Genomic DNA, 16,007 nt, shown 5'->3' with positions numbered 1-16,007 from the left:
TGAAAATCGGAATAATTATTTTAAAGTGTTCCTCTCTTGGCTTGTTCTCTTTCTATAGACTCAAAAAGAGCTTTAAAATTACCAGCACCAAATCCTTTTGCACCCATCCTTTGAATGATTTCGAAAAATAGGGTCGGTCTATCTTCTACAGGTTTTGTGAAAATTTGAAGTAGATAACCTTCTTCATCAGCGTCAACCAAAATTGAAAGCTTCTGAAGTTCTTTAATATCTTCTTTCATCATTTCCATATGCACACCTAATCTTTGAGGAATCATATCATAATAGGATTGTGGCGGTGGTGGCAAAAATTCTATACCACGCGCTTTAAGTTGCGCTACAGTTTTAATAATATCATCAGTAGCAACTGCAATATGTTGCACGCCAGACCCTTCGTAAAAATCAAGATATTCTTCTATCTGTGATTTCTTTGCCGCTTTTGCAGGTTCATTAATAGGAAATTTAATTCTACCGTTTCCATTACTCATAACCTTACTCATTAAGGCTGAATATTCAGTATGAATTTGTTTATCATCAAAAGATAGAAAATTTACAAAACCCATAACATCTTCATACCATTTTACCCATTTGTTCATTTGGCCCCAACCTACATTTCCTACCATATGGTCAATATACTTAAGACCCACAGATTCTGGATTGTAATCACTTTTCCATTCCACAAAACCGGGCATAAAAACTCCATTGTAATTTTTGCGTTCAACAAACATGTGAACAGTTTCACCATAAGTATAGATACCTGATCTTACCACTTCTCCAAACTCATCTTTTTCTACTACAGGTTCCATATATGATTTAGCACCGCGTTTGGTTGTTTCCTCGTAAGATTTTCTCGCATCATCAACCCAAAGCGCTATTACTTTTACACCGTCACCATGTTTTACAATATGGTCATTTATTGGAGATTCGCTATTTAACGGCGTTGTAAGCACAAGTCTAATTTTATCTTGTTTTAGCACATAACTCACAGAATCCTTAGAACCTGTTTCTAATCCTTTATATGCATAAGACTGAAATCCAAATGCAGTTTTATAATAGTGTGCTGATTGTTTTGCATTACCAACATAAAACTCTACATAATCTGTCCCTAAGAGGGGTAAAAAATCTTGAGCCTCATCAAATATTTTTTCTAAGCCATAGTTAACGCTTTTAACTTCTTTTGCCATAATAATTAATTAAATTCTTGTTCTAATTCTACTGTTTCATCTTCAATCAATACATCTATATTAACCGAATCTTCTTCCTCTAAATAATACTCCTCTTCGCTAGTTTCTGAAGAATCTATTACAAATTCATAGTCGTAATAACTACTGGTATTAGAATTATTCCGGATTTCATCAAAAATTTCAGAAGACAACATTGTACCATAAAAAGCAATAATTACTACTGATATTAAAACTACGAAACCGTTGATTACAATTCCAATTATATTTAAGATTCTAGCTGTATTAACATTACTCGCGGATTGTGGTGAGAAAGCTTCTGGATTTTCACGATATTCTCTTAAGCTTCGATTTGCAGATATTAATCCCACTATTGCTAATACTAATGGAATTATTGCTGTTAGACCATAACAACAACATCCGGCTATACCCAAGACAAGAGATAAAATTCCAAGAACCAGTGCTAGTGGATCTGCTGCTAACTTATTATTGTTCATATTCTAAAATTGATACTATTTATTCTAGCCAAGATTTAAAATAATCCTCATCAGCTATTTTTAATGCTTCTTCTGTCACCTTTAATGGTTTGAATGTATCTACCATTACAGCCAATTCATCGGTTTTTACTTTACCTATACTTCGTTCCATAGCACCGGGATGCGGTCCATGAGGAATACCTGCAGGATGCAAGGAAATATGCCCTGCTTCTATATCATTTCTACTCATAAAATCACCATCAACATAATACAATACTTCATCACTATCAATATTACTGTGATTGTATGGTGCAGGTACAGCGAGCGGATGGTAATCATATAATCTAGGCACAAAACTACAAACTACAAATGCATCAGTCTCAAATGTTTGATGTACTGGTGGTGGCTGATGAACTCTACCTGTGATAGGTTCAAAATCATGAATTGAAAATGCATATGGATAATTATATCCATCGTAACCAATCACATCAAATGGATGAGAAGCATAAACCATTTCTATGATTTCATCTTGTTTCTTAATCTTTATTAAAAAGTCGCCAGATTCATTATAGGTCTCAAGTTCTTTTGGCTGGCGTAAATCGCGTTCACAAAATGGCGAGTGCTCTAAAAGCTGACCAAACCAATTACGGTATCGCTTTGGTGTATAAATAGGTCTGTATGATTCAACTATGAATAACCTGTTATCATCAGTATCAAAATCCATTTTATAAATGATACCACGAGGCACTAATAAATAATCACCATATTTAAAATCTAGATTACCAAGCATAGTTCTCAGCTTCCCCGTGCCCTTATGAACAAAAATAAGTTCGTCTGCATCCGTGTTTTTATAAAAATAATCTCTGGTAGATTCTTTTGGTGCAGCCAAAATAATGTTGCAGTCACTATTAGTTAATACCACTTTTCTACTATCTAAATAGTCCTTTTCTGGTTTAACCTTAAACCCATGTAAACGATAGGATTGCATGTTGTTAGCCTTGGCAACCTTTGGCGCTATACTATATTGAGATCTAATTTCTTTTACTTGTGTTGGCCTCTGCTCGTGATAGCTATTAGTAGACATTCCATCAAATCCAATGGTACCGAACAACTGCTCATAGTAGAAATCTCCATTTGGCTTTTTAAACTGTGTATGTCTTTTTGGTGGAATTTTTCCAAGCTTATGATAAAATGGCATTTCTTTTTTGGTTTAAAGGTTGAATTAATTATACACTGAAACGTGTAAATTTAAACTGTATTAAAGGTACAAAAAATGCGTATCTATTCTGGGTTCCTCTTAATCAGGAAATGTAAGTGAAGTTTAATATCTGCCCAAAACACTTTCATAGTTGTGTAAAGTTGAGAAAATTTACACTTAAAACCAAAATCCAAGGTTAAAAAACCAGTAAGAATCTCCTGTTTCTGGAGAATATGTGTACTTACCTTCTAAAGGCCCTAAAAAAGTTTCTAGTGAGTACCCAATTGCATAACCTGTAAAGTCGGGAGCGGATAACCAATTGCCAGTTTCAAATAGTCCGTTTTCAACATTTGCATAATTAGCAGATAGTAACATATGATGGTTATTAAACAACTCATAATCTAAAGTGAAGGTTGCCTTTACATAACTATCGCCAGTAATTTCTAAATAATCATATCCATAAAAAGAAAAGAAATTATTAATAAAATTTCTTCCATAACCACCCAAAGCAAAATTCAATGAGTTTGTGGAATCATCTCCAATTTTAAATCCACCATGTGTTTCTGCCTTAAACACCAAGTTATTAGAAAAGCTGAAAGCATAGCCAATATCAGCCTTTGCAATAGAAAAAGGCTCAAAGTTGGTATTAAACCCTGAAGCACCCACGTACCAATGAAAATCACCACTGAAATAAAAACCACTTTTTGGGAAATAAGGATTGTCATAATCATCAAAAACTAAATTACCATATAGGCTAAAATAATCCGTGTTTTCAAAAGTTATTTCATCGTCCTGATCTTCTTCTAAAAGTGTTTCTGACGTAATCTTAAGGCGCTTATACTCACCACCAAGTCTTAGTGCGAAATCTTTTCTAAATATAGTTTGTATATAAACTTGGTTAGTAAAATCATTTAAATCCACATCAATTTTGTTAAGGGAAGTCAACAATGGTGAGTCATCCTCTAAAGCTATCCCTGGGTTTACACCTTTACTGAAATGATTGAAGCGTGATTTTATACCAATACTGATGTAAAATCCTTTGTCTATAAAATAATCGAAATTATATCTAGAATTATCTCCTAAAATAAAATCTAAGGATGCCAGATCATTCTTAAACAATAACTGCTGCTTAGTTAAATTTGCCAGTGCAGCACTTTTGTACAAGCCGTCATAATGAACACCTAATTTTAAAAATGTTGTAGTTTCAGATTCTCTTATTTTACCCGTTAAATAATAGGTAGAATCTTCTGCACTAGATTTTAGTTGATATCTAAAAGCATCAAAATTGTTAGTAGCAATTAAATTATTAATCCCCTTTTTAAATTTGGAATAACTTATTTTTTCATTGCCTTTAAATTTTAATTTACCCAATAAGTACGAGCGGGTGAAACGTTCAAAACCATCTATTTTTACGGAGGCTATTCTTAAGCTGTCTAGTGGAGATGTTTTTGGTCTAGGGACAACATAATCTTGGTTATCTCTTACTTTTTTTAATTCGTTGAGTTTAGCTTTTGCTGCCAATTCACCATTTTCAATAATATCCCTACCTTCATCAAAAGAAATGACTGAATAATTTGTAATATCAGGTTTGATATAGATATCAGTTAATGGCGCCTTGCCTTTCATTGCATTGATAGTTCGAAAATTATTGATTTGAAATAATATATCTGGTGCAGATTTTAAAGATTCTCTATCCTTTAATGTATCTTGAACGTCAACTCCAATAATTATATCCATACCTCTAGCTCTAAGCTCTTCAACTGGAAAATTATTGGTTACACCACCATCGATTAAAATTCTATCATCAATTACAACAGGTTCAAATAATGACGGTAAGGCACCGCTTGCCGTAACAGCTTCTGCAAGATTTCCATTATCCATTATTATGGACTCACCCGTTTCAATATCTGTTGCAATACAAAAAAATGGGATTGGAAGTTGACTGAAATCATTAATATCCTTAACAGGAAACATTAACTGATATAATAAGTTATATACGTTCTGACCCCTTGATAATGCGGAAGGAAGACTTATTTTGAAATTTTCAAATGGCAAGCTGACTGCATATTTTTCTGCGTTTTCCCTCTCATAAATTGTTTTAGAAGATCGTTCAAATTCATCGTTAATTAATACATTAAAATCCTGATTATTAAAATAGGCTTCTAGTTGCTCACCTGAATAACCTGATGCATATAAGGATCCTATAACTGCTCCCATACTAGTACCAGCGATATAATCTACTTTGATACCAAGGCTGTCTATAACTTTTAACACACCAATATGTGCGAATCCTTTCGCACCTCCTCCACTTAGTACCAATCCTACTTTTGGTTCATCCTTTTTTTGGGCATAAACAGCATCAAAAAAAGTTACTCCAACTAATAGTATAAATAGAATAACTATTGGATTAATTCTGGTTGTATATTTTATTGATATATTCAATCTATTCTTTGTGATAATAATTGTAAATCTTATTTGCTCTTGAAACACCTATAACGTTCTCTAATTCATCGAGTTTAGCATTTGCTATGCGTTTTACAGTCTTAAAATGTTTCATTAAATCTACTATTGTCTGCTCGCCAACACCCGGAATGTTTTCGAGCTCAGTTGTGAGAGCACTTTTACTCCTTCTATTTCTATGATGCTCAATACCAAAACGATGTGCTTCATTTCTTAATTGTTGGATTATTTTAAGTGTTTCACTTTTCTTGTCTAAATATAATGGAATTGGATCATCTGGATAAAATAATTCTTCTAAGCGCTTGGCAATTCCGATAATTGCAATTTTTCCTTTTAAACCTAACAAATCCAAACTTTTAAGAGCTGAAGAAAGCTGACCCTTGCCACCATCAATAATTATCAACTGTGGTAAGGAAGCATCTTCTTCCAAAAGTCGTTTGTACCTTCTATGCACAACCTCTTCCATTGATGCAAAGTCATCAGGTCCTTCAACCGTTTTTATATTAAAATGCCTATAATCTTTCTTGCTGGGTTTTCCGTTTTTAAATACAACACACGCAGCCACTGGATTGGTACCTTGTATATTAGAATTATCAAAACATTCTATGTGTCTTGGCTCTTCAGTCAATCGTAAATCAGCCTTCATTTGAGCCATAATTCTATTAGCATGTCTATCTGGATCTACTATTTTAATTTGTTTGAGCTTATCCATACGATAGTACATGGCATTTCGTTTAGATAAATCTACAATACTCTTTTTATCGCCTAGCTTAGGAATTGTGACCTTTACATCTTCGCCTGAATCTACCTTAAATGGCACATAAATTTCTTTAGAATTTGAGTTAAATCTCTGTCTTATTTCCGTTATAGCCAACTCCAGTAATTCTTTATCAGATTCTTGTAATTTCTTTTTTAACTCTAATGTATGGGACCTTATTATTGATCCATAACTAAGCTGTAAAAAATTAACATAAGCATAAGTTTCATCGCTTACAATTGAGAATACATCTACATTACTAATTTTTGGGTTTACAACAGTAGATTTAGATTGATAATTCTCTAATATTTCAAGTTTCTCTTTTATTTTTTGTGCATCCTCAAATTGCATATTATCAGCATACAATTTCATTTGTTTTCTAAATTGTTGCAAAGAGTCTTTAAAGTTACCTTTTAATATTTCTCTTATCGCAATAATATTAGCGTGGTACTCAGTTTCTGTTTCTTTTCCTTCGCAAGCTCCTTTGCAATTACCTAGATGAAATTCTAAACATACTTTATATTTACCAGCTTCAATTTTAGATTCTGAAAGATCATAATTACATGTTCTTAACTGATAAAGCCCCTTGATTAATCCCAAAAGTGTTTTAACAGTTTTCATACTTGTATATGGACCAAAATACTCAGACCCATCTTTTATTACTCTTCTTGTGGGGAAAATTCGAGGAAACCTTTCGTTTTTAACGCAAATCCATGGATACGATTTATCATCCTTTAGCATCACATTATACTTAGGCTGATATTTCTTAATCAGATTGTTTTCTAGCAATAAGGCATCATTTTCAGTCTCTACTAAAATATGTTTAATTGCTATTATTTTTTTTACTAAAACTCTGGTTTTGCCATAGTCATGATTTTTAGTAAAATAACTACTAACCCTCTTCTTAATATCCTTTGCCTTACCAACATAGATAATGTTCTCATCTTTATCAAAATATTGATAAACGCCAGGTTGGTGAGGTAAGGTTTTTATTTGTATCTCTAAGGCTGTTTCTGACATTAATTCAAAGGTAAATAAAAGTAATAAGTTATAAGTTCAATAAGTTATAAGTCTATAATGTTTGACTAACTCTAAATACTTCTTAACTTTAGGCTCTTTAAGTACAATTATGAATATCGTTATCCTTTCAAGAAACGAAAATCTTTACTCTACAAAACGTCTCATTCATGAAGGTGAAAATAGAGGTCACGATATAGAAGTTATTGACCCTCTTAAATGCGATATCATTATTGAAAAGGAAAAGCCAACTATTTATTATAAAGATAGGTATCTAGATTATGTAGATGCTATTATACCAAGAATTGGTGCTTCAGTAACCTTTTTTGGCTGTGCAGTAGTTAGACAATTTGAAATGATGAACGTCTTTACAACTGTTACCTCTGACGCTATCATTAGAAGTAGAGATAAATTAAGAAGCTTTCAACGTTTATCAAAAGCAGGAATTGGTATGCCAAAAACCGTTTTTACAAACTATTCTAGAGATGTAGAAGAAGTTTTAGACCATGTTGGTGGACCACCTGTAATAATTAAATTATTAGAAGGCACACAAGGATTAGGCGTAGTTTTAGTAGAGTCTAGAAATGCAGCAGAGTCTGTGCTTGAAGCGTTTAATGGCTTACAAGCTAGAGCATTAGTACAAGAATATATTGAAGAGGCAAAAGGTTCAGATTTAAGAGCATTAATAGTAGATGGACAAGTTGTTGGAGCTATGAAGCGACAAGGCCGAGAAGGCGAGTTCAGATCTAATTTACACAGAGGCGGTAGTGCTAATTATATTAAACTTTCTCAAGACGAACTAAAACTTGCAATCAAGGCTGCAAGAGCTTTAAAACTCCCTGTTTGCGGTGTAGATATGTTACAATCTAAAAGAGGTCCATTGATTATGGAAGTTAACTCCACACCTGGTTTAGAAGGTATTGAAAAAGCAACCCAAAAAAATATAGCTAAAGCAATCATCACCTTTATTGAAAGAAACAGAAAATGAGTGAAAAGGAAGTACTTCATATTTTAGGTGAAAAAGTAGCACTTGGAGAAAGTGCAAAAGTAAGTTTCAATGTCGCCAAGTTACATACCCAAAACACTATCGATGTACCTGTTATTATTGAAAGATCCAAAAAACCAGGGCCAACTGTACTTATTACTGCAGGTATTCATGGTGATGAGGTTAATGGTGTAGAAATTGTACGCCAAATCATTGCAAAAGGAATTAATAAACCAAAAAATGGAACTATTATCTGTATTCCTGTAATTAATGTTTTTGGGTTTATTCACATGGATCGTGAATTTCCCGATGGGCGCGATTTAAATCGTGTTTTTCCGGGTGGCAAAAGTGGATCATTAGCAAGTAGGGTTGCAAATAAACTTATGACAGAAATTGTACCTCATGCAGATTTAATTTTAGATTTTCATACTGGAGGTGCAGACCGGTTTAATGCTGCTCAAATAAGAATTGTAAAAAACGAGGTTGTTTTAGATGAATTGGCCGAAATATTTGGTGCTCCAATAATTTATTATTCAAAAAACCTTAATAAATCCTTTAGACATACTTGCTATAAATTAGGAATTCCAATGTTACTATTTGAGGGTGGTAAATCCTTCAATATTGATAGAACAATAACTAATACTGGTGTTAATGGTATTAAACGCGTTTTGGCTCATTTGGGTATGCTTAGAAGTAAGTTTAAAGTATCTAATCCTAAAAAAAGTTGTATCAGAATTTTAGATAGTAAATGGGTGCGTGCTAACCATTCAGGTATGTTTAAATCTAATATTGCGGTTAATACAATGGTTGAAAAAGGAGATGTACTTGGCCACATTACAGATCCTTATGGCAGTTTTAATCATTTTGTAAAAGCACCAAATGACGGTTACCTGTTCAATGTTAATGAATCTCCGATTATCTACCAAGGAGATGCTATTTTTCATATTTCTACAAAATTAGAATCGTGACCAAATCAGAACTTAGAAAAAAGTATAAGACACTTAGAAAAGAGCTTTCAAAGGATAAGATTGAAGATTTAAGCCTTGCCATAGCCAATCAACTTTTAAAACTAAACATTTGGAATCATTCCTTTTATCATATGTTCTTAACTATTGAAGAACAACTAGAAATAAATACAGAGTATATATTAAATATTCTTGCGGGAAAAGATAAAAACATTGTAATCTCTAAAAGTAATTTTGAAGACTTTTCAATGTCGCACTATCTTCTAACAGATGGCACTAAACTTAAAAAAAATGACTACAATATTCCTGAACCAATCGAAGGTATAGAAATTTCTGCTTCCCAAACAGATGTTGTTTTTGTTCCACTTCTAGCATTTGACAAAACTGGTAATAGAGTTGGTTATGGTAAAGGGTTTTACGATCGCTTTTTAAAAGAATGCAAACCAGAAACAATAAAAATTGGGCTGTCTTTTTTTGACGCTGAAGATGAAGTTTTGGATACTTCAGAAAATGATATTAGGTTGGATTATTGTGTGACTCCAATTGAAATTTTTCAGTTTTAGATACTTCTTTGAATGCCTTCCTATTAAAAACAATCAAAATACCGATACCTGTACTTATTGCAACATCCGCCACATTAAAAACAGGATCAAAAAATGAGAAATATGTACCTCCAAACAATGGTAAATTATCTGGTAATATGCCCGACCAAATAGGAAAATGTAACATATCTACCACCTTACCATGAAAAATATCTGCATAACCTCCATTTGCAGGTAAAAAGGTTGCTACTTCCGTAGCGCTGTCACTAAATAAAATTCCATAAAAAACTGAATCAATTATATTACCCAATGCTCCTGCAAATATTATGGCAATTGCAAAAATCAAAGTCTTAGACTTATTCTTTCTTAGTACATCAATTAACCAAAATGCAATACCTGTTACCGCAAATATTCTAAATATGGTTAGTATCAATTTAGCACTTCTATCAGATATAGCTGGAATAAAATCACTTAGTTTGGTTCCCCAAGCCATACCATCATTCTCAACAAAGGCTATTTTAAACCATGTAAAGACATTAACATCATCATTTAAAACAAAATGTGTCTTAATGTAAATTTTACTTAATTGATCTATTAGTAAAATAATTAGAATAACTATGATTGTTTTTCTTTTAGACATTAGTCATTTTAATACATATAAAATTAATCAGGTCTTCTTACTGAAATATCTCCATTTATAGACCTTAAGTTATAAATTGATGTTTTTAAATTATATGGATACACGTTTACACTTCCTTTATTAGAAATTGCCCTGACATCAGCTTCTTCAGTTATAACACTTATATTACCATCTATAGTATTTATTGACGTAGTTTTTGAACTGCCATTCAGATTACAGTAACCTTGTCTTAACTGAATTGAAATTGTATTGTAATTGCCATCTAATTGAACAGAAGCTATGTCACTGATAATACTTAGGTTCATTTTTTTCGGTATTTCCAGAAGCAATTTTGCATCAATAACCTTGTGAGCATTTCGCTTGTCATCTTCAATTTCTGCAAATGCAACTCGTTCAAGTTTTATATTCAAAGTATTTTCGTCTAATGAACTAATAATTTGATAATTATTTTCATATTCACCATCAACTATTGAAGTTATTTTAAATTCCTTTAAATTCGATGTCATTACTTCAATCATAAACAATTGATTACCATCAATAGAAATGATTTCAACATTTTCTGCTTCAATCTTTTTAATAGAGGTGTTTTGAGCAAAAACAAATTGAGAAAATAACACTATTAAAAAAGCCTTGAAATAAAAAATCCAAGGCTGTATGATTTTAGTAGTATTCAAAATTCATTCTCACAGAAATTGAGACCTTTTTTCAAAGGTATTATTTCTGCATGTTTTTAGCTTCAATACTTAATGTTGCGTGAGGCACTAGTTTTAGGCGTTCCTTTTTAATTAGTTTGCCTGTAACACGGCAAACTCCATAAGTTTTATTTTCAATACGAATCATCGCATTTCTTAAATCGCGAATAAATTTCTCTTGACGAATCGCCAAAGCTGAGTTTGCTTCCTTACTCATTGTTGCGCTTCCCTCTTCAAAAGCCTTAAATGTTGGCGAAGTATCATCAGTACCATTATTATGGTCATTCATATAAGCACTTTTAATTAGCTCTAAATCATGCTCTGCTTTATCAATTTTTTCTTGAATTAAAACCTTAAATTCTTCTAAGTCCTTATCCGAGTAACGGTTTGTTGTTTCTGCTGCCATATGTATTAATGTTTTTGTATAAACAATTTGGTATTTACGTCGTCAAAAGCAATTTCTATACCATTATTTAATATTTCTTTTATTTGTAATTCTTCTGTTAGAGTTTCAGATTTAATATAGGCTTCATTCGAAGCCACTGCCGCAACAATATTTTCATCTTTTTGAATCTGAACATCAATTCTATCAGTAACTTCAAATCCTGAATCTTTGCGTAAATTTTGAATACGATTTACCAGTTCTCTAGCAATACCTTCTTTACGCAACTCATCACTTACAGTTACGTCTAAAGCCACAGTTAATGCACCTTCATTAGCAACAAGCCAGCCTTCAATATCTTGCGACGTAATCTCTACATCTTCCAGTTGTAATGTAATATTTTTTCCGTTAATATCAAGTGCAATTGAACCATTCTGTTCAATATTTTTTATATCATCTGATGTAAAATTTCCTATTGCACTAGAAATCAACTTCATATCTTTCCCAAATCTAGGTCCTAACACCTTGAAATTTGGTTTAATTTGCTTAACTAAAATGTCTGAAGCATCCTGCAAAAGCTCAATTTCTTTAATATTAACTTCGTGTTTAATTAAACTAGAAACTGCTTCAATTTCTTGTTTCTGCTCTTGAGAATCAACAGGTATCATTATTTTTTGAAGTGGCTGTCGCACTTTTATCTTTTCTTTTGCACGTAACGATAAAACTAAAGATGATATTGTTTGAGCATTCTCCATTTTTCGTTCTAGAATCTTATCTATAGCAGATTTATCCACTTCCGGAAACTCTGCCAAATGTACACTATCAAATGATTCTTTTTTCGTAACAGAATTTAAGTCCAAATACAAACGATCCATAAAAAATGGTGCAATAGGTGCTCCTAGTTTTGCAATGGTTACCATACAAGTATATAATGTCTGATATGCCGAAATTTTGTCTTTTTGATAATCGCCTTTCCAGAAACGCCTTCTGCTTAACCTCACATACCAATTACTTAAATAATCTTGTGTGAAATCAGATATTGCTCTTGCTGCTTTTGTCGGTTCATAATCTGCATAGTAGGCATCAACCTTTTTAATTAATGTATTCAGCTCTGAAAGTATCCAACGATCTAGTTCCGGCCTTTCCTTTAATGGCAAATCACTCTCTGAATAATTAAATCCATCAAGATTAGTATAAAGTGAAAAGAATGAATACGTATTATATAAAGTACCAAAAAACTTACGTTTAACTTCCTCAATACCATCAATATCAAACTTTAAATTATCCCATGGATTCGCATTACTTATCATATACCAACGCGTAGCATCAGCACCTAGATTTGCTAGTGTCTCAAACGGATCTACTGCGTTTCCTAATCGTTTGGACATTTTTTGCCCATTTTTGTCTAATACTAGTCCATTTGATACAACATTCTTATAAGCTACAGAATCAAAAACCATAGTTCCTATAGCATGAAGTGTATAGAACCAACCTCTTGTTTGGTCTACGCCCTCGGCAATAAAATCTGCCGGAAAAGCTTCTTTATTATCTATCAATTCTTGGTTTTCAAACGGGTAGTGCCATTGTGCATATGGCATTGAACCAGAATCAAACCAAACGTCAATTAGATCACTTTCTCGCTTCATTGGTTTTCCTGAAGGTGAAACCAAAGTTATTTTATCTACTATATTTTTATGTAAATCAACCTTATCATAGTTGACTTCAGACATATTACCAACTTCAAAATCGGAAAATATATCTTCAGTCATATAACCAGCTTCAACTGCACGATGCATTTCAGATTTTAATTCCTCAACAGAACCAATACATAATTGTTCTTTACCGTCTTCTGATCGCCAAATTGGTAATGGAATACCCCAAAAACGTGAGCGTGACAAATTCCAATCATTTGCATTTGCCAACCAATTTCCAAAACGGCCTTCACCAGTAGATTTTGGCTTCCAATTGATTGTAGTATTCAACTCATGCATTCTATCCTTAACATCAGTTACCTTTATAAACCAGGAGTCTAAAGGATAGTATAAAATTGGCTTGTCAGTTCTCCAACAATTTGGGTAACTGTGTTTATATTTTTCAACCTTAAAGGCTTTATTTTCAATCTTTAATTTAATGGCCAATTCTACATCAACTGATTTCTCTGGCGCTTCACCTTCATCATAATATTCATTCTTAACATATTTACCGCCTAGATCTCCAAGTTCAGGCCTAAAACGTCCCTGTAGGTCAACTAATGGTACTAAGTTTTCGTTTTCATCTTTTACTAATAATGGTGGTATTTCTGGTTTAGCTTGTTTTGCAACCATGGCATCATCTGCACCAAAAGTCGGTGCTGTATGCACAATACCTGTACCATCTTCTGTTGTAACAAAATCTCCAGAAATTACTCTAAAGGCATTTTCAGGATTATCGTTTGGTAATGCATAATTCAATAGCTGATCATATTTTATACCAACCAAATCTTTGCCCTTAAATTCTTTTACAACATAATATGGAATCTTTTTATCACCATTGCTATATTCAATTAACTCAGGTTTAGTTTCAACGCATTTGAATTTAGTGTCAAATTGATTATTTACCAATCCTTTAGCTAGAATGACATTTATGGGTTTAAATGTATATTGATTATATGTTTCAACTAAAACATAGTCAATTTTAGGCCCAACTGTTAAGGCTGTATTACTAGGCAGTGTCCAAGGAGTAGTGGTCCAGGCTAAGAAATAAATATCTCCTTCATCTTTTAAGAAATCTGGTAACGAGTCCTCAATAGCTTTAAACTGAGCAACTACTGTTGTATCTGTGACATCCTGATAAGTCCCTGGCTGATTTAGCTCATGCGAACTTAAACCGGTACCTGCTTTTGGTGAATACGGTTGTATGGTATATCCTTTATACAACAAATTTTTATCGTAAATCTGTTTAAGTAACCACCATACACTTTCCATGTATTTAGACTTGTAGGTTACATATGGATCCTCCATATCAACCCAATACCCCATTTTCTTGGTTAAATCGTTCCAAATATCTGTATATCGCATAACAGCCACTTTACAAGCTTCGTTATACGCCTCTATAGTTATTTTAGTGCCAATATCTTCCTTGGTTATACCTAACTCCTTTTCAACACCTAATTCCACAGGTAATCCATGAGTGTCCCAACCTGCCTTCCGTTTAACCTGAAATCCTTTCATGGTTTTATATCGCGGAAAAATATCCTTTATAGCCCGCGCTAAGACATGATGTACTCCTGGTAATCCGTTAGCTGATGGTGGTCCTTCAAAGAAAACATAAGGCTCCTTACCTTCTCTAGTTGTAACACTTTTCTCGAAGATATTATTTGCTTCCCAATAGTCACTAACCGCGTTAGCTACTTTTGGCAAGTTAAGTCCTTTGTATTCAGGGAACTTTGTACTCATGACATCAAAATTCTTTTGGAGTCGCGAAATTAAGAATTTCTGTTTAAAGGATTGATTTTAAAATAAAAAAAAGCAAACCGTGATGGCTTACTTTTTCTTGCTAGGACTATTAATTAATCTTGTTCGTAAAAAAATTAATCTTAAACAAATTTAAATTGAATAATATGAGAATTAAATAACATATGTTAAAATCACTTTAACGCTTTTCTTATTCTACTTAATTGTACTGGTGAAATATTTAAATATGAAGCTATTTGATATTGGGGAATTAAGTTTTCTATATTGGGTATTCTTCTTTTTAATTCTAAATAGCGTTGAGTTGCGTCTAAAGCGGCAGTTTCTAATTGTTTGGTTTCGTACATAATAAATACAGATTCCAAAATTCTATTATATAAAGTACTTATATCAATATTTGTCTTTGAAATTTTAATAAAATCATAAAAATTTATTTCAAAAACCGTTGAATCAACCAAAGCTTCATAACAAAACAATGCTGGTTTGTCTTTCAAAATTGAAGAAAAAGGGCCAACAAAACTAATTGGTACAAATATATTTTTGGTAATTTCTTTACCTGATTCTAAGGTACTATAAGCACGCATTAACCCAGAGGTCAAAAAAGCTACGTTATTACTTTTATTACCTTGCCGAACAATACATTCCCCAGATTTTAGCTTTCTTTTCTTGGCTAAATCTTCTAATACTTTATATGTTTCTTTTGTAACATGGAATTTTGATTTCAAAAAATCAAAGCTAGGGTCATCCATGGCTCATAATTTAAAATAGTTAAAACGAATAACACAAATAATCCCTTCTGAAACAAATTAATCCTATGAAGATGTCTAAAACATGGATAAGTTGTTGATCCTAAAAAAAAGCCTTTCTAATAGATAGAAAGACTTTGTGTTATTTTATATTTAAAATATACTACTTTACTATAAACTTCTTGGTGACCTTTGTGTTGCCGTCCGTCACCAGTTCGACGATATAAGTACCCGTTTCGAGTTCCTGGAGATCGTACTCGTTGTAGGACCCTGGATAGGCGTTTCCGTTCTGGTACACCCTCTGGCCGAGTATGTTGGTCACGCTTAGCTGTGAGATCTCAACACCCCTAGGATTCATAACCACGATCTTCTTCCTGCCCATCGCATAGTAGAGCCTAAGATCCTCTATGTCCTGGTCTATCTGAGATAGGGTCTGGGACTGTTGCGAGAACACCACCTCGAACCTCTCCGTATGCTCGCCGGCCTCCGTGGAGAACTCGTAAGGCTGTACGTTGTTTAC

General features: G+C 33.0%; 14 protein-coding genes. 3 read left to right on the top strand and 11 right to left on the bottom strand.

Annotated elements, in window-relative coordinates; all coding sequences use genetic code 11:
* Positions 1–20: 20 nt before the first annotated feature.
* The 5 genes from hppD to uvrC form a co-directional block, all read right to left on the bottom strand.
* On the bottom strand, positions 21–1,181 hold the full coding sequence (hppD, locus tag ACFWV9_RS00070; protein ID WP_411893186.1) for a 4-hydroxyphenylpyruvate dioxygenase: 1,161 nt from the start codon (positions 1,179–1,181) through the stop codon (positions 21–23).
* A 5-nt stretch (positions 1,182–1,186) separates the two neighbouring features.
* Positions 1,187–1,675 carry a CCC motif membrane protein gene (locus tag ACFWV9_RS00065; protein WP_411893185.1) on the bottom strand — a complete coding sequence of 163 codons (489 nt, stop codon included), beginning with the start codon at positions 1,673–1,675 and terminating at the stop codon, positions 1,187–1,189.
* A 19-nt stretch (positions 1,676–1,694) separates the two neighbouring features.
* Positions 1,695–2,852 (bottom strand): homogentisate 1,2-dioxygenase, encoded by a 1,158-nt coding sequence (locus ACFWV9_RS00060; protein WP_411893184.1) that lies wholly within the window; start codon positions 2,850–2,852, stop codon positions 1,695–1,697.
* A gap of 177 nt (positions 2,853–3,029) precedes the next feature.
* Positions 3,030–5,294 (bottom strand): patatin-like phospholipase family protein, encoded by a 2,265-nt coding sequence (locus tag ACFWV9_RS00055; RefSeq protein ID WP_411893183.1) that lies wholly within the window; start codon positions 5,292–5,294, stop codon positions 3,030–3,032.
* 1 nt (position 5,295) lies between these two features.
* A complete protein-coding gene (uvrC, locus tag ACFWV9_RS00050) occupies positions 5,296–7,089 on the bottom strand; it encodes an excinuclease ABC subunit UvrC (RefSeq protein WP_411893182.1) in 1,794 nt (597 codons plus the stop codon).
* 109 nt (positions 7,090–7,198) lie between these two features.
* Here uvrC and rimK point away from each other — a divergent pair, with 109 nt between their 5' ends.
* The 3 genes from rimK to ACFWV9_RS00035 are packed head-to-tail and all read left to right on the top strand — an operon-like array spanning position 7,199 to position 9,599.
* The gene (gene rimK, locus ACFWV9_RS00045) at positions 7,199–8,074 is read left to right on the top strand and encodes a 30S ribosomal protein S6--L-glutamate ligase (RefSeq protein ID WP_411893181.1); all 876 of its coding nucleotides are present in this window, start codon (positions 7,199–7,201) and stop codon (positions 8,072–8,074) included.
* Complete coding sequence (locus ACFWV9_RS00040) at positions 8,071–9,039, top strand: succinylglutamate desuccinylase/aspartoacylase family protein (RefSeq protein ID WP_411893180.1); 969 nt, start codon at positions 8,071–8,073, stop codon at positions 9,037–9,039. Before rimK ends, ACFWV9_RS00040 begins: the two co-directional genes overlap by 4 nt.
* Positions 9,036–9,599: a 5-formyltetrahydrofolate cyclo-ligase gene (locus ACFWV9_RS00035; RefSeq protein ID WP_411893179.1), complete on the top strand. Its 564-nt coding sequence runs from the start codon at positions 9,036–9,038 to the stop codon at positions 9,597–9,599. Before ACFWV9_RS00040 ends, ACFWV9_RS00035 begins: the two co-directional genes overlap by 4 nt.
* On the opposite strand, the gene ACFWV9_RS00030 is transcribed toward ACFWV9_RS00035, so the two are convergent.
* The 6 genes from ACFWV9_RS00030 to ACFWV9_RS00005 all read right to left on the bottom strand — a co-directional run.
* A complete protein-coding gene (locus ACFWV9_RS00030) occupies positions 9,553–10,218 on the bottom strand; it encodes a lipoprotein signal peptidase (RefSeq protein WP_411893178.1) in 666 nt (221 codons plus the stop codon). The genes ACFWV9_RS00035 and ACFWV9_RS00030 overlap by 47 nt on opposite strands.
* 23 nt (positions 10,219–10,241) lie before the next feature.
* Positions 10,242–10,892, bottom strand: a complete 651-nt coding sequence (locus ACFWV9_RS00025; RefSeq protein WP_411893177.1) for a hypothetical protein — start codon at positions 10,890–10,892, stop codon at positions 10,242–10,244.
* Positions 10,893–10,932: 40 nt separating this feature from the next.
* Positions 10,933–11,316 carry a TraR/DksA family transcriptional regulator gene (locus tag ACFWV9_RS00020; RefSeq protein WP_411893176.1) on the bottom strand — a complete coding sequence of 128 codons (384 nt, stop codon included), beginning with the start codon at positions 11,314–11,316 and terminating at the stop codon, positions 10,933–10,935.
* A gap of 5 nt (positions 11,317–11,321) precedes the next feature.
* Positions 11,322–14,726 carry an isoleucine--tRNA ligase gene (gene ileS / locus ACFWV9_RS00015; RefSeq protein ID WP_411893175.1) on the bottom strand — a complete coding sequence of 1,135 codons (3,405 nt, stop codon included), beginning with the start codon at positions 14,724–14,726 and terminating at the stop codon, positions 11,322–11,324.
* A gap of 191 nt (positions 14,727–14,917) precedes the next feature.
* Positions 14,918–15,490, bottom strand: coding sequence for a Crp/Fnr family transcriptional regulator (locus tag ACFWV9_RS00010; protein ID WP_411893174.1), 573 nt, complete (start codon positions 15,488–15,490; stop codon positions 14,918–14,920).
* Between the two features lie 160 nt (positions 15,491–15,650).
* Positions 15,651–16,007: T9SS type A sorting domain-containing protein (locus ACFWV9_RS00005; RefSeq protein ID WP_411893173.1), on the bottom strand; the 357-nt coding region annotated here is incomplete at its 5' end.

The organism is Winogradskyella sp. A2, from assembly GCF_046762865.1.
Lineage (GTDB): Bacteria > Bacteroidota > Bacteroidia > Flavobacteriales > Flavobacteriaceae > Winogradskyella.
The sequence above is the reverse complement of the archived record's forward strand: the minus strand, read 5'-3'. Positions and strand labels throughout refer to the sequence as shown.

Excerpts from the sequence above, each read along its gene's own strand:
- hppD (WP_411893186.1), bottom strand. The coding sequence starts at position 1,181 with ATGGCAAAAGAAGTTAAAAGCGTTAACTATGGCTTAGAAAAAATATTT.
- ACFWV9_RS00065 (WP_411893185.1), bottom strand. The coding sequence starts at position 1,675 with ATGAACAATAATAAGTTAGCAGCAGATCCACTAGCACTGGTTCTTGGA.
- ACFWV9_RS00060 (WP_411893184.1), bottom strand. The coding sequence starts at position 2,852 with ATGCCATTTTATCATAAGCTTGGAAAAATTCCACCAAAAAGACATACA.
- uvrC (WP_411893182.1), bottom strand. The coding sequence starts at position 7,089 with ATGTCAGAAACAGCCTTAGAGATACAAATAAAAACCTTACCTCACCAA.
- rimK (WP_411893181.1), top strand. The coding sequence starts at position 7,199 with ATGAATATCGTTATCCTTTCAAGAAACGAAAATCTTTACTCTACAAAA.
- ACFWV9_RS00040 (WP_411893180.1), top strand. The coding sequence starts at position 8,071 with ATGAGTGAAAAGGAAGTACTTCATATTTTAGGTGAAAAAGTAGCACTT.
- ACFWV9_RS00030 (WP_411893178.1), bottom strand. The coding sequence starts at position 10,218 with ATGTCTAAAAGAAAAACAATCATAGTTATTCTAATTATTTTACTAATA.
- ACFWV9_RS00020 (WP_411893176.1), bottom strand. The coding sequence starts at position 11,316 with ATGGCAGCAGAAACAACAAACCGTTACTCGGATAAGGACTTAGAAGAA.
- ileS (WP_411893175.1), bottom strand. The coding sequence starts at position 14,726 with ATGAGTACAAAGTTCCCTGAATACAAAGGACTTAACTTGCCAAAAGTA.
- ACFWV9_RS00010 (WP_411893174.1), bottom strand. The coding sequence starts at position 15,490 with ATGGATGACCCTAGCTTTGATTTTTTGAAATCAAAATTCCATGTTACA.